The sequence below is a fragment of the Alkalibacillus haloalkaliphilus C5 genome, from assembly GCF_000269905.1.
Classification (GTDB): domain Bacteria; phylum Bacillota; class Bacilli; order Bacillales; family Alkalibacillaceae; genus Alkalibacillus; species Alkalibacillus haloalkaliphilus_A.
Map to the genome: position 1 here is coordinate 1 of NZ_AKIF01000068.1, position 14,361 is coordinate 14,361.

Sequence of the window (14,361 nt, forward strand, 5' to 3'; positions counted from 1 at the left end):
TGAAATCGTAAGTAGTGTACCTTCACAAAACCCGGAAACTAAAGGGATGGTTATACAAGTTACAGATGAGGACTTGTTAAATGCATCTGGTGGAATTGTGCAAGGAATGAGTGGTAGCCCAATTATTCAAGACGATAAAATAATCGGTGCAGTAACACATGTATTTTTAAATGATCCAACAAGTGGTTATGGTGTGCATATAGAATGGATGTTAAATGAAGCAGGGTTAAAAATAAAAGAGGACGAAGAGATGGAAGATGCTAGCTAATTTCAGGCCCAGTACTAATTGAGTATTGGGCTTTTTTGTGTCGAATTATAAGAACCCTTGTAGAATGCGCGTTTTAACTTCAAAAAAAATGATATATCTCAAAAAATTTGCAAATTAAAAAGGAGAAAACCCTTATATGTCGAATTGGTTAAATGTGGGTCAAACCGGATATTATTATAGGAGGGAATTTTTTATGGGGAAGATTAAGCTAGGAATAGCTGATGACAATCGAGAATTGGTCTCGATGTTAGAGGATCACTTTTCAGAAGAAGATGAAATGGAGGTTGTAGGTACCGCTTACAACGGAAATGATTGCTTAACAATGGTCCAAGAACAACAGCCTGATATTTTAATCTTGGATATTATTATGCCTCACATTGACGGTTTAGCTGTATTAGAAAAGCTTCGTAATGCCTCATTAGACAAAACACCTAAAGTGATTATGCTCACTGCTTTCGGACATGAATCCGTAACGAAAAAAGCTGTTGAATTAGGCGCTACATATTATATGTTGAAGCTTTTGACTTAGACATGCTTAAAGACCAAGTATTAACTATTGCTGGTTCGAAGCAAGTTTCACCTCTTAAACAAGGGTTTGGCGATAGCAAACCACAAAAAGTGGACTTAGATGCAAACATTACTTCAATTATACATGAAGTTGGAGTCCCAGCTCATATTAAAGGTTATTTATATTTAAGAGAAGCAATTTCAATGGTATATTATGATATTGAATTATTAGGGTCTATTACTAAAGTTTTATATCCAGATATCGCTAAAAAATATAATACAACAGCTTCACGAGTTGAACGAGCGATTCGTCACGCGATTGAAGTTGCTTGGAATCGTGGTAACATTGATTCACTATCAGCAATTTTTGGTTACACAGTAAGCGTTTCAAAGGCAAAACCAACAAATTCTGAATTCATTGCTATGATCGCAGATAAGCTAAGGTTAGAACATAAAGTTGGATAAAGCATTAGAATCACTTTAGGAGTTAACAACTGTTAACTCCTTTTTTTTATTCTCGATATGTTAAAATAATCATTGTTATAAACAATTCAAATAGTGGTGATAATAATGAAAGTAGCAAAATTTGGAGGAAGTTCTGTAGCAGATAGTTCGATGCTTGGACAAGTGGCTAGCATTATCGAAGCCGATCAAGATCGTAAGTTTATTGTCGTATCAGCACCAGGTAAGAGATACGATGATGACGTTAAAGTAACAGACTTATTTATTCAATTAGGTGAACAATATGATAGCGGGCAAAATTATGAGGAAACTTTATTCAAAATTTCTCAGCGATTTATGTCCATTACAGAAGAACTTGACTTATCAAAAGATATTGTTGCTCGAATTGAAAATGAATCAAGAAGATTACTTAGAGAGACGACAAACACAACTCACCTAATAGATGCATTAAAGGCAATGGGGGAAGATTCATTAGCGCGTATTTTAAGTGCGTATCTAAACAAAAGAGGTACAAAAGCGACTTATGTGAACCCTAAAGATGCAGGAGTAATTGTCAGCTCCGAACCTAATGGTGCCCAGATTTTAGAAAAAAGCTATGAGCAAATATATCGCCTGAGAGAGCGTGAAGGTGTTGTTGTCATACCAGGATTCTTCGGCTATACAGAAACTGGTGTTTTAACAGCTTTCCCTCGCGGTGGATCTGATATTTCAGGTTCAATTATCGCTGCAGGTGTACAAGCTGAGCTGTATGAGAACTTTACTGATGTAAGTTCTGTTTATTGTGTAAACCCGAAGATTGTAGATGAGCCTAAAGAAATTCATACATTAACTTATAAAGAAATGCGTGAATTATCTTATGCAGGCTTCTCAGTGTTTCATGATGAAGCATTAATACCTGCATTTAAAAAGAATATTCCTGTATGTATTAAAAACACTAACGATCCTGACTGTCGTGGAACGATGATTGTTGCAAGTAAAAAAGATAATGGTCAGCCAGTTGTTGGAATTGCAAGTGATACAGGATTTTCTACGATTTATGTTCGAAAGTATTTAATGAACCGAGAAATTGGATTTGGTCAAAAGTTATTAAGTATTCTTGCAGAAGAAAATATTTCTTTTGAGCACGCACCTTCAGGTATTGATGATATGTCTGTTATTATCCGTACAGAAGACTTAAAAGGTGATAAAGAAGAAATTTTAATGAACAGAATTAAAAATGAATTACAAGTAGATACAGTTGATGTAACACACGGACTAGCAATGATAATGCTAGTAGGTGAAGGTATGAGTAATCGCCTAAACGTTGCATCAAAAGCGACGAAAGCATTTGCAGAAGCAGATGTTAATATTGATATGATCAATCAAGGGTCTTCAGAAGTGTCAATGATGTTTGGAATATATGAAGAGAACTTAAACGAAGCGATCAAATCATTATATCAAGAGTTCTTTTTAACTGATTAATTAAAAAAACCATTACTAACAATTGTCGTTAGTAATGGTTTTTGTTTAGTAATTATTTTGCGTTCGGTTGCGTTTTCGGTCACGGTGTAAAATGAAGCCACCAATAAACCCAATCCCTACAATAATTAAAATAATACCAGCGATTAACTGGATTAAAACATTATTGAAAAAAATTGCAGCTGCTTCCCCGAAGAAAGAATCTCGAATTAATTTGATGCCATATGCAGCTAGAACTCCTGGGATTACCATAATTAATAGTGCAATTAACCTCATCATTATTCTTCTCTCCTTATCCCTTTTGTAGTATACCAAAAAAAGCTAGAAGAAAAAACGAAAAAAACTTGCATAATTAAAGCGCTTTCATTATCATGGAAGTATGCAAAAACTTGCAAATGTAGGTGTGAAACTATGCAAAATGTGCTAATCGTAGGAGCAGGACAAGGTGGAACAGCTATTTTAAAGCTATTTGAGCAAATCGAAATGATTAATGTGCAAGCTGTTGCAGACATCAATCAACATGCTCCCGGCATTGAATTAGCTGTTAATAAATCAATAAATACTTATGAGTCGTATATTGATGCTTTAAATGAGCCAATTGATATAATCGTTGAAACAACAGGTAAGGAAGAAGTATTTAATGACCTGAAAAATTATAAAACGAGGCGTTCGGTATTAATACCTGGTACAGTAGCTCACGTTATTTATAATTTGTTAAATGAGAAAGAATCATTACTGGATCAACTGAAAAAAGAAACTGATTCACGTGATTTATTATTAAACTCGATTCATGACGGAATGATCGTCATCGATCTAAATCACAACATTACATATGTCAATGAAGCAGCAGAAAATATACTAAACCTCGATAGAGATGAAATGGTTGGACATTTAGTAACTGAAATCATTTCAGATTCGCATTTACCAAATGTTATGAAAACCCGAAAAAAAGAACTTAACCAACCGCTGAACTTGAGTAATGGAAAGCGTATTATTACAACGCGAATCCCACTTGTTACTGAGCAAGGCGAGCTATTAGGTTCTTTTGCTGTTTTTAAAGATATTACGGAAGTTGTTGAACTAGCAGAAGAAATAACAGACTTAAAAAATATCCAAAATATGTTAGAAGCCATTATTCAATCGAGTGAAGAAGCGATTTCCGTTGTTGACGAACATGGCCGAGGGTTACTAATTAACCTGCCTACACAAAGATCACGGGGTTAAAAGAGAGCGAAATCATCGGTAAACCAGCAACTGCTGACATATCTGAAGGTGAAAGTATGCACATGCAGGTACTTGAAACTAAAAGACCTGTAAGAGGAGCGCGGATGAAAGTAGGTCCACTAAAACGAGATGTTTTAGTTAATGCTGCACCGATCTTAGTTGACGGTGTTCTCAAGGGTAGTGTTGCCATTATCCACGATTTATCGGAGATTGAATCTTTAACATCTGAGTTAAAAAAAGCTCGCCAAATAATTCGGAATTTAGAAGCTAAGTACACATTTGATGATATAATTGCACAGTCAACCGAGATGAAATTAACGTTAGAACAGGCTAAAGTAGGTGCTAAAACACCAGTTACGGTTTTACTAAGAGGTGAATCAGGAACTGGAAAAGAGCTGATTGCCCATGCGATTCACAACGAAAGCGATCGTAAACATTACAAATTTATTCGAGTGAATTGTGCTTCGATGGAAGAAGAGGCACTCGAAAAAGCTTTGTTTGGTGATGAAACAGGTCCACCTGAAAAGCAAAAAGGGTTGTTTGAAGAAGCAAATAATGGATCACTGTTTTTAGATGAAATTGGTGATTTATCAGTTGATCTGCAAGCTAGAGTGCTACACGTTCTAGAAAATCAAGAAATTATTAGGGTTGGTGGTAGAAAGCCCATCCCTGTTAACGTAAGGGTGATTGCAGCAACTAATGTTAACTTAGAGCGTGCAATGATGGAAAAAGAATTCCGTGAAGATTTGTTTTATCGATTAAATCGACTACCTATTATGATTGCGCCCTTAAGGGAACGAATTGATGATATAGAGCCTTTAACACAGCAATTAATCACGAAGCTTAATGAAGATTATGGGCGAAATGTAAAAGGGGTTATAGCAAAAGCTCTAGCAATACTAAAAGAGTATGACTTTCCTGGCAATGTGAGAGAACTGGAAAATATACTTGGCCGTGCCATTATAAGTATGGAGCAAAATGAAAGTTACATTAAGGAAAAACACTTACCATCGTTAAGAAAACATTCTTTTAATGATTTAGATCTGTTTAATGAACCAGAAAATAGCGAGGTTATTCCGTTACAAGATGCGCTTGATGAATTTGAAAAACAACTCATACTTGAGACACTAGAGAAGAATAATTATATTAAATCCAAAACAGCCAAACAGCTAAATATTTCATTACGTAATTTATATTACAAAATGGAAAAGCACAATCTCGGAAAAGATGTACAAAGCTAATAACTAGAATTAATACAACATGAAGGTGAGAGAACAATGAACTTAGATCAACTCGTAAATGACCTCTGTCAAATGGAGGAGAAGAAAACGGTTGCTGTAGCAGAGGCAACTAATGTCGAAACTTTGAAAGCGGTAAAGGAGGGGGTTGAACGCGACCTTGCAGCTTTTAAGCTTTTTGGTAACATGGAACAAATCCGTGAAGCAGCTGAGGAGATTGAGCTAGATTTACAGCAAGAGAGGATAACATTACACCATGCTACGTCAGTTGAAAACGCGGTTGAGAAAGCAGTCATGTCAGTTTCCGAAGAACGTTCAGATGTCCTAATGAAAGGAAATGTTGCAACGAAGATTGTTTTAAAAGCTGTACTAAAGAAAAATTCAGGCTTAAGAAACGGACGAATCTTATCACACGTTGCTTTATTTGAAATCCCTAACCGTGACGGTCTTTTATTCCTAACTGATGCAGGGATGAACATTGCACCAGATTTAGAAGAGAAGGTACAAATCATTCAAAATTCAGTTGACGTTGCTCATAGACTCGGGTATGACAATCCAAAGGTTGCGCCACTAGCAGCAGTCGAAATTGTTAACCCAGCTATGCAAGCTTCTATAGATGCAGCAGTATTATCTCAAATGCAAAAAAGAGGGCAAATTCAAGGGTGTACTGTTGATGGCCCGTTAGCATTTGATAATGCAATTTCTTTAGAGTCTAAACAAGAAAAAAATATTAACTCTGATGTTGCAGGGAGCGCTGATATTTTAGTTTGCCCGTACATTGAAGTAGGTAACACACTATACAAATCATTTACTTATTTCGCTAATGCAAGAGTAGCAGGAATCATTAGTGGAGCCAAAGCACCAATTGTTCTAACTTCACGTGCGGATACAGCTGAAAGCAAAATTTATTCTTTAGCGTTTGCTTTAACATCATCTTAATTTTAGGGAGGAATATGAAATGGATTTATTCACTTATATGGAAGAGTATGATTATGAACAGGTAGTTTTTTGTCAAGATAAAAACTCAGGACTAAAAGCAATTATCGCGTTACATGACACAACGTTAGGGCCAGCATTAGGTGGAACTAGAATGTGGACTTATGATTCAGAAGAGGATGCAGTAATCGATGCTTTACGTCTAGCTAAAGGAATGACATATAAAAACGCAGCAGCTGGACTTAACTTAGGTGGCGGTAAAACCGTTATTATAGGCGATCCGAAGAAAGATAAAAATCCTGAAATGTTCAGAGCTTTCGGCCGTTACATTCAAGGACTGAACGGTCGCTATATTACAGCAGAAGATGTTGGTACGACAGAGCATGACATGGATTACATTTATATGGAAACAGATTATGTAACAGGTATTTCACCAGAGTTCGGCTCTTCTGGTAACCCATCACCAGCTACTGCTTATGGCATGTACCGTGGCATGAAAGCAGCTGCTAAAGAAGCTTTCGGAACTGACTCATTAGAAGGTAAGACTGTAGCGGTACAGGGTGTTGGTAATGTTGCTTATCATATGTGTAAACATTTACACGAAGAAGGAGCTAAGTTAATCGTTACAGACATTAACAAAGAATCTGTTGAACGTGCAGTAGAGGACTTCGGTGCGCAAGCGGTAGACCCAGATGATATTTACACAGTAGATTGTGATATTTATGCTCCGTGTGCTTTAGGTGCAACGTTAAATGATGAGACGATTCCAAAGCTAAAAGCTAAAGCTATTGCAGGTTCAGCAAATAACCAATTAGCAGAACATAAACATGGTGATATGTTGCATGAAGCTGGCATTGTCTATGCACCTGATTACGTTATTAACTCTGGTGGTGTTATTAACGTTGCAGATGAGCTGAACGGTTATAACAAAGACCGTGCCTTCAAGCAGATTGATTCTATTTATGACAGCTTAAGTAAGATCTTTGAAATTTCTAAGCGTGATAACATTTCTACACACATTGCTGCTGACCGCATGGCAGAAGAACGTATTGCAAGTGTTCGTCATTCAAGAAGTACTTTCTTACAAAATGAACATAGTATCATTTCAAGAAGAAAATAAATGGAGGCGTCATCAAGAATATGAACTACCGTGTATTAGTCATTAACCCAGGTTCAACTTCAACTAAAATCGCCGTGTTTGAAAATGAACATTGCTTAATTGAGCAAACGATTCGTCATAAAGCAGATGAATTAGAAAATTATTCAAACATCATCGAACAGTATCAATTTAGAAAAGACGTTATATTAGAAGCATTAGATTATGAAGGTTTTAATATATCTAAGTTAGACGCAGTTTGTGGACGAGGTGGTTTATTAAAGCCCATTGAAGGTGGAACTTATGAAGTTAACGAAGCGATGCTCCACGACTTGAAAGAAGGGTTTTATGGAGAGCATGCTTCTAATTTAGGCGGGATATTAGCTTATGAAATAGCAAGTAATGTTAATATTCCTTCTTACATTGTAGACCCTGTAGTCGTAGATGAGCTTGAAGGTATTGCAAGATACTCAGGTGTACCACAATTGCCTCGAAGAAGTATCTTTCATGCGCTAAATCAAAAGGCTGTTGCACGACGAGCAGCAGACACTTTGGGTAAAGCATACGAAGATACGCGTCTAATTGTCTGTCATATGGGTGGCGGAATTACTGTCGGTGCCCATGATCATGGCAAGGTTGTAGATGTTAATAATGGATTAAATGGAGAAGGGCCATTTTCTCCAGAGCGAGCAGGGACAGTACCTGCTGGTCAGCTAGTTGATTTATGCTTCTCATCGGTATATACGAAAGAGCAAGTTCATAAAATGCTAGTTGGTAAAGGTGGTCTAGTGGCTTACCTTGAAACAAATGATGCTAAAGAAGTAGAAGATCGAGTTGAGCAAGGTGATGGGCAAGCGAAAGCTGTATATGAAGCTATGGCTTACCAAATAGCGAAAGAAATCGGGAGTATTAGCACAGTATTAAAAGGCAATATGGATGCTATTGTGCTGACAGGCGGCTTAGCATATGGGGAAAGTTTTGTAGAAGAGATTACAAAACGCATTGACTGGATTGCCGATGTATTAACTTTTCCAGGCGAAAATGAGTTAGAAGCATTAGCTGAAGGCACAATTAGAGTACTTAATGGTGATGAACAGCCCCAACATTACCGCTCTATGCCTAATAGAAAGGAGTTTTAACATGGCAAAAGAATATGATATTGCCATACTCGGTGGCGGTACAGGTGGTTATGTCGCTGCCATCCGAGCTAGTCAACTTGGTTTAAAAGTTGCAATGATTGAAAAGGGAGACCTCGGAGGAACTTGCCTACATAGAGGTTGCATTCCGTCTAAATCATTACTTAGAAGTGCAGAAGTATTTAAACAAACACAAGATGCATTAAGTTACGGTGTTGAAACAGAAAATACAAAGCTTAATTTCGTTAAAGTACAAGAGCGAAAGCAAAAGATTATCGATCAATTACACCAAGGTGTTCAAGGTTTAATGAAAAAAGGTAAAATTGACGTTTTTGAAGGTCATGGACGAATTTTAGGTCCAAGTATTTTTTCACCAACGGCTGGTACAATTTCAGTAGAAATGAACAATGGTGAAGAAAATGAAATGATAGTCCCAAAAAATGTCATTGTTGCAACGGGGTCAAGGCCGAAGACATTACCTGGTCTAAAAATCGATGGCGAAACAGTCATGACTTCAGATGAAGCACTACAAATGGAAACTCTACCGAACTCAATTGCCATCGTTGGCGGTGGTGTTATAGGTATAGAGTGGGCTTCAATGTTAGCTGATTTTGGTGTTGATGTAACGGTGATTGAATACATGGACCAAATCTTGCCAACTGAAGACCACGATGTAGTTAAAGAAGCAGAAAAAGCACTTAAGCAAAAAGGAATTAAGATTGTGACGAGTGCTAAAGTTTTACCAGATACACTTGATAAGTCTAACGGTATTAAAGTGGAAGCAGAAATCAATGGAGAAAATCAAACATTTGAAGCAGATCGTATGTTAGTTTCGGTAGGAAGAGCGCCTATTGTTGATAATATCGGCTTAGAAAATACGGACATTGTTGTTGAAAATGGTGCAATTAAAGTGAATGAAAATTGCCAAACGAAAGAATCACATATATATGCAATTGGTGATGTCATAGGTGGCATGCAGTTAGCTCACGTTGCGTCACATGAGGGTATATTAGCTGTAGAACATATTGCTAACGAAAATCCAGAACCAATTAACTACAACCATGTAGCTTCTTGTATTTATTCTAACCCTGAAATAGCAAGTGTCGGATTAACAGAAAACCAGGCTAAAGAACAAGGCTATAACGTTAAGGTAGGCAAATTCCCATTCCAAGCGGTGGGTAAAGCGCTTGTACATGGTGAAAAAGAAGGATTTGCTAAAATCATCACGAATGAAGACAATGAAGATCTTTTAGGTGTTCACATGATTGGACCTCATGTTACTGATATGATTTCAGAAGCTGGTTTAGCGATGGTTTTAGATGCTACAGCATGGGAGATTGGGGAAACGATTCACCCGCACCCAACGTTATCTGAAGTTTTAGGCGAAGCAGCATTAGCTGTTGATGGAAAACAAATTCATGGTTAATTAAAGGGAGGTATACTTATGGGTAAAGTAGAAAATCGTCACCAAGATTTAGATTTATCAGATGATCAAGTGTTAGACATGTACCGCACGATGCTTTTAGCACGAAAGATTGACCAAAGAATGTGGCTTTTAAACCGTGCAGGTAAAATTCCATTCGTTATTTCTTGTCAAGGTCAAGAAGCAGCACAAGTAGGAGCAAGTTATGCATTAAATCGTGATAAGGACTATGCGGCTCCTTATTATCGTGATTTAGGTGTTGTATTAGCTTTTGGTATGACGACAAAAGAGTTGTTTTTAGCAGCATTTGCAAAAGCTGATGATCCAAACTCTGGTGGACGTCAAATGCCAGGACACTTTGGGCAGAAGAAAAATAGAATTTTAACTGGTTCTTCTCCAGTTACGACACAACTTCCACACGCTGTAGGAGTAGCTTTAGCGGCGAAAATGGAAGGAGAAGAAATTGCTTCATTCGTAACATTAGGTGAAGGTTCTTCTAACCAAGGTGATTTCCATGAAGGTTTAAACTTCGCAGGTGTTCATAAGTTACCAGTCATTACGATGGTGGAAAACAATAAGTATGCGATTTCTGTACCGTTAGAACGCCAAGTTGCAAGTAAATCAGTTGCTGATCGTGGAGTTGCATATGGTATGCCAGGATATCAAGTTGACGGAAATGATCCGCTAGAAGTTTACAAGGTCGTTAAAGAAGCGCATGAACGTGCGATGAATGGTGAAGGTCCAACACTAGTTGAGGCGATGACTGAACGTTTAACAGCTCATTCAAGTGATGACAATGATAAAGCTTATCGTGATAAAGAAGAATTAGAAGAAATGAAGAAAAAAGATAACTTAATTTCTTTTGCTCAATATTTACGAGATGTTGGCGTATTAACAGAGGAAAAAGAAGAAGCGTTAAATAAAGAGTTAGATGATGAGATTAATACAGCAACTGATGAAGCTGAAAACGCTCCGTATGCAGAACCAGAACATACACTGAAGTATGTGTATGCTGAAGAGGGAGGGGAATAATTATGCCTGTAATGTCTTATATTCAATCTATAACGAAGGCAATGCAAGAGGAAATGGAACGTGATGAGAAAGTATTTGTTCTTGGTGAAGACGTTGGAAAAAAAGGTGGCGTGTTTAAAGCAACAGATGGCTTGTATGACCAATTCGGCGAAGCAAGAGTGCTTGATACACCACTAACAGAATCTGCGATTGCAGGTGTTGGTATTGGTGCTGCTATGTATGGTATGCGACCAATTGCTGAGACTGCAGTTTGCCGATTTCATTATGCCAGCAGTAAACCAAATCATCTCTGAAGCAGCCCGCATTCGTTACCGTTCAAATAATGATTGGCACTGTCCAATGGTTATTCGCGCTCCTTATGGTGGTGGCGTACACGGTGCGTTATATCACTCACAATCAGTAGAAGCAGTTTTTGCTAACCAGCCAGGCTTGAAGATTGTCATGCCTTCAACTCCTTATGATGCTAAAGGATTACTTAAAGCGGCGATTCGTGATGAAGACCCTGTCTTATTCTTTGAACATAAACGTGCTTACCGTTTAATTAAAGGTGAAGTACCAGAAGATGATTACGTATTACCAATCGGTAAAGCTGACGTTAAGCGTGAAGGTGATGATATTACAATCATTACTTATGGCTTATGTGTTCACTTTGCTTTAGAAGCAGCGGAAAAATTAGCTGAAGAAGGTATTTCAGCACATATTTTAGACTTACGTACAGTCTATCCGTTAGATCAAGAAGCGATCATAGAAGCGGCAAAGAAAACAGGTAAAGTACTTCTTGTAACAGAAGACAACAAAGAAGGAAGCATTATGAGTGAAGTATCTGCGATCATTTCGGAAAATTGTCTATTTGATCTTGATTCTCCAGTCCAACGACTAGCTGGACCAGATGTGCCGTCTATGCCATATGCACCGACAATGGAGAAATACTTCATGCTTAACCCTGATAAACTAGAGAAAGCAATGCGCGAATTAGCTGAATTTTAATTCGTTTATTTCGTAATAAAAGGAGGTAAACACCAATGGCGGTCGAAAAAGTAACGATGCCTCAGTTAGGTGAGAGTGTAACTGAAGGTACGATTAGTTCATGGCTAGTACAAGTTGGCGATACAGTCAATAAGTACGACCCAATTGCAGAAGTAATGACAGATAAAGTAAACGCTGAAGTCCCTTCCTCGTTCACAGGAACTATTAAAGAACTTGTTGCGCAAGAAGGTGACACCATTGAAGTAGGCGGTTTAATTTGTTATATGGAAACTGAAGGTGGTTCAAGTGAAGATTCAGGAGAACAACCTTCAACAACAACTGAAAAAGAAAACAAGACTTCTAGTGAACAGTCTGATAAAGATCAACCAATGAAAAAACGTTATTCACCAGCTGTTTTAAAACTTGCTCAAGAAAATGATATCGACCTAAATCAAGTAAATGGTTCAGGTAAAGGTGGCCGTATTACACGTAAAGATTTAGAGAAGATCATTGAATCTGGTGAAATTCCACAAGCACAAGAAGCACCTAAAGCAGAGTCTGCTCAAACAGAACAACCAGCTGCATCAGCTCAACAGGCACCCAAGACAGCACCTTCCAGTCAGCCTGCAGCAAGTGCACAACCAGGTGATGTGGAGATCCCGGTTTCAGGTGTACGTAAAGCAATTGCCCAAAATATGGTTAAATCGAAGACTGAAATCCCACACGCGTGGATGACAGTTGAAGTAGATGTAACGAATTTAGTTAAATTCCGTGACAGTAAGAAAAATGAGTTTAAACAAAAAGAAGGTTATTCATTAACTTACTTTGCGTTTTTCGTAAAAGCTGTCGCACAAGCGTTAAAAGAATACCCTCAGCTGAACAGTATGTGGGCAGGCGATAAGATCATCCAAAAGAAAGACATTAATTTATCAATTGCTGTTGCTAGTGATGATCAATTATTTGTACCAGTCATTAAACATGCTGATGATAAGAGTGTCAAAGGCATTGCCAAAGACGTCGTAGAACTAGCAACGAAAGCACGTGACGGTAAATTAACAAATGATGATATGCAAGGTGGAACGTTTACAGTGAACAATACTGGCTCATTCGGTTCAGTACAATCGATGGGTGTCATTAATCATCCACAAGCAGCGATTTTACAAGTAGAATCAATTGTAAAACGTCCTGTATACATTGATGGTATGTTTGCCCCACGTGATATGGTGAACTTATGTCTATCATTAGACCACCGTGTTCTAGACGGTTTAATTTGTGGTAACTTCCTACAGCGTGTTAAAGAAATTTTAGAAAACATGTCTGAAGAAAATACTTCTATTTACTAATGAAATAAAATGAAAAACTGCCTTGTCATCATCACTAATGATGTTTACAAGGTAGTTTTTTCATTATAGTCATTGCAGACAATTTGAAACAAGCTAGAAATGTTGATATGATTAGTTATGGTAATATTAAATAAAAGGGAGCCATGCGCCATGGATTTTAACATTTATATGCAAGATTTCGTCAACCAAGCAAGAACAGAAATTACAGAAGCAGGCTATGAAGAGTTAACAACACCTGAAGAGGTCGATCAAGCTTTAACTCGTGAAGGAACTACTTTAGTTGCGGTAAACTCAATTTGTGGTTGTGCTGGTGGAGTTGCACGTCCAGCTGCAGCTAACGCTATTCATTATGATTATCGTCCAGATCACTTAGTTACAGTGTTTGCTGGTCAAGATCGTGAAGCAACAGAGCAAGCAAGAAGCTACTTTGAAGGTTTCCCACCATCTTCACCATCATTTGCATTAATGAAAGATGGTAAGATTGTAACAATGATTGAGCGTCACGAAGTTGAAAGTTCAACACCAGTAGAAGTTGTACAACAACTACAAAAGCTATTCGACGAACATTGTGAAGAATATTAATAGTCATTAAGGTGGTATACTGTACCACCTTTTTTTATGTTTAGAAGATTATAAATCGGTTGATGCGGGTAAATTATGGTATATTAAACATACATAATTAGAGGAAAAGAGGAAGAGGATCGAACATGTTCAAGGTAGGATCTAGAACGATAAAAACAGCAATAGGTGCGCCTGTAGCGATTATGATTGCTCAAGCATTACAATTAGATAATGCTATTTCGGCTGCAATACTAACGATTCTATGTATTCAAGTTACTAGGCAACGGTCGCTACAAACAGCGTGGTACCGTTTTTACGCTTGTATGATTGGAATCGCTGTAGCTGGCTTGCTTTTTGAACTAATAGCATACAACCCGCTAGTTATTGGACTTATCTTAATAGTTTTTATTCCAATTACAGTTAAGTTAGGAATTACAGAAGGGATTATAACAAGTACCGTCATTATTTTGCATCTATATGGAGAAGGGGCCCTTTCTGTATCAATTGTTTTAAATGAAATTGTACTACTTACAGTTGGTCTTGGTGTTGCGTTAATCTTAAATATGTATATGCCTAGTTTAGACTCTGAGTTGGAGAAGGTAAGAGATGAACTAGAGGAAAACTTTTCAAAGATTTTAGGTGAAATTGCAAATTATTTAAAGACTGGAGAATATTACTGGTCTGGGCATGAGATTACTGAGACTGCCAAGG

The 14,361-nt window shown here is 37.5% G+C and carries 12 protein-coding genes and 3 pseudogenes; 14 read left to right on the forward strand and 1 reads right to left on the reverse strand.

The features are described 5' to 3' along the window. From A194_RS17930 to A194_RS0108635, 4 genes and pseudogenes are all read left to right on the forward strand, one after another. Positions 1-268: SpoIVB peptidase S55 domain-containing protein (locus A194_RS17930; protein WP_040402565.1), on the forward strand; the 268-nt coding region annotated here is incomplete at its 5' end. Positions 269-461: 193 nt separating this feature from the next. Next, positions 462-800: pseudogene (locus tag A194_RS21355) on the forward strand (response regulator); the annotation flags it as partial. Next, the gene (gene spo0A, locus A194_RS21360; RefSeq protein ID WP_017186447.1) at positions 800-1,240 is read left to right on the forward strand and encodes a sporulation transcription factor Spo0A; all 441 of its coding nucleotides are present in this window, start codon (positions 800-802) and stop codon (positions 1,238-1,240) included. The pseudogene A194_RS21355 and the gene spo0A, both read left to right, overlap by 1 nt. Positions 1,241-1,345: 105 nt before the next feature. Next, complete coding sequence (locus A194_RS0108635) at positions 1,346-2,698, forward strand: aspartate kinase (RefSeq protein ID WP_017186448.1); 1,353 nt, start codon at positions 1,346-1,348, stop codon at positions 2,696-2,698. 45 nt (positions 2,699-2,743) lie between these two features. Here A194_RS0108635 and A194_RS0108640 read toward each other — a convergent pair whose 3' ends face one another. Continuing rightward, on the reverse strand, positions 2,744-2,974 hold the full coding sequence (locus tag A194_RS0108640; protein WP_017186449.1) for a DUF2627 family protein: 231 nt from the start codon (positions 2,972-2,974) through the stop codon (positions 2,744-2,746). Between the two features lie 132 nt (positions 2,975-3,106). On the opposite strand from A194_RS0108640, the pseudogene A194_RS17940 reads away from it, so the two are divergent. The 10 genes and pseudogenes from A194_RS17940 to A194_RS0108690 form a co-directional block, all read left to right on the forward strand. Then, a pseudogene (locus A194_RS17940) lies at positions 3,107-5,160 on the forward strand (sigma-54 interaction domain-containing protein). Positions 5,161-5,196: 36 nt separating this feature from the next. After that, the gene (gene yqiS, locus A194_RS0108650; protein WP_017186451.1) at positions 5,197-6,096 is read left to right on the forward strand and encodes a phosphate butyryltransferase; all 900 of its coding nucleotides are present in this window, start codon (positions 5,197-5,199) and stop codon (positions 6,094-6,096) included. Between the two features lie 19 nt (positions 6,097-6,115). Then, on the forward strand, positions 6,116-7,213 hold the full coding sequence (locus tag A194_RS0108655; RefSeq protein WP_017186452.1) for a Leu/Phe/Val dehydrogenase: 1,098 nt from the start codon (positions 6,116-6,118) through the stop codon (positions 7,211-7,213). Positions 7,214-7,233: 20 nt separating this feature from the next. Continuing rightward, the gene (gene buk, locus A194_RS0108660) at positions 7,234-8,328 is read left to right on the forward strand and encodes a butyrate kinase (protein WP_017186453.1); all 1,095 of its coding nucleotides are present in this window, start codon (positions 7,234-7,236) and stop codon (positions 8,326-8,328) included. A 1-nt stretch (position 8,329) separates the two neighbouring features. Then, complete coding sequence (gene lpdA, locus A194_RS0108665; RefSeq protein WP_017186454.1) at positions 8,330-9,751, forward strand: dihydrolipoyl dehydrogenase; 1,422 nt, start codon at positions 8,330-8,332, stop codon at positions 9,749-9,751. Positions 9,752-9,769: 18 nt separating this feature from the next. Beyond that, positions 9,770-10,780 carry a thiamine pyrophosphate-dependent dehydrogenase E1 component subunit alpha gene (locus A194_RS0108670; protein ID WP_017186455.1) on the forward strand — a complete coding sequence of 337 codons (1,011 nt, stop codon included), beginning with the start codon at positions 9,770-9,772 and terminating at the stop codon, positions 10,778-10,780. Positions 10,781-10,782: 2 nt separating this feature from the next. Further along, positions 10,783-11,767 (forward strand): annotated as a pseudogene (locus A194_RS17945) (alpha-ketoacid dehydrogenase subunit beta). Positions 11,768-11,802: 35 nt separating this feature from the next. Next, the gene (locus A194_RS0108680; RefSeq protein ID WP_017186457.1) at positions 11,803-13,089 is read left to right on the forward strand and encodes a dihydrolipoamide acetyltransferase family protein; all 1,287 of its coding nucleotides are present in this window, start codon (positions 11,803-11,805) and stop codon (positions 13,087-13,089) included. Positions 13,090-13,239: 150 nt separating this feature from the next. Continuing rightward, the gene (locus tag A194_RS0108685; RefSeq protein WP_017186458.1) at positions 13,240-13,671 is read left to right on the forward strand and encodes a BrxA/BrxB family bacilliredoxin; all 432 of its coding nucleotides are present in this window, start codon (positions 13,240-13,242) and stop codon (positions 13,669-13,671) included. Positions 13,672-13,796: 125 nt separating this feature from the next. Beyond that, on the forward strand, positions 13,797-14,361 hold a 565-nt coding region (locus A194_RS0108690), incomplete at its 3' end, for an aromatic acid exporter family protein (protein ID WP_017186459.1).

Coding starts and splice junctions, on each gene's coding strand:
- spo0A (WP_017186447.1), top strand. CDS start 800: ATGCTTAAAGACCAAGTATTAACTATTGCTGGTTCGAAGCAAGTTTCA.
- A194_RS0108635 (WP_017186448.1), top strand. CDS start 1,346: ATGAAAGTAGCAAAATTTGGAGGAAGTTCTGTAGCAGATAGTTCGATG.
- A194_RS0108640 (WP_017186449.1), bottom strand. CDS start 2,974: ATGATGAGGTTAATTGCACTATTAATTATGGTAATCCCAGGAGTTCTA.
- yqiS (WP_017186451.1), top strand. CDS start 5,197: ATGAACTTAGATCAACTCGTAAATGACCTCTGTCAAATGGAGGAGAAG.
- A194_RS0108655 (WP_017186452.1), top strand. CDS start 6,116: ATGGATTTATTCACTTATATGGAAGAGTATGATTATGAACAGGTAGTT.
- buk (WP_017186453.1), top strand. CDS start 7,234: ATGAACTACCGTGTATTAGTCATTAACCCAGGTTCAACTTCAACTAAA.
- lpdA (WP_017186454.1), top strand. CDS start 8,330: ATGGCAAAAGAATATGATATTGCCATACTCGGTGGCGGTACAGGTGGT.
- A194_RS0108670 (WP_017186455.1), top strand. CDS start 9,770: ATGGGTAAAGTAGAAAATCGTCACCAAGATTTAGATTTATCAGATGAT.
- A194_RS0108680 (WP_017186457.1), top strand. CDS start 11,803: ATGGCGGTCGAAAAAGTAACGATGCCTCAGTTAGGTGAGAGTGTAACT.
- A194_RS0108685 (WP_017186458.1), top strand. CDS start 13,240: ATGGATTTTAACATTTATATGCAAGATTTCGTCAACCAAGCAAGAACA.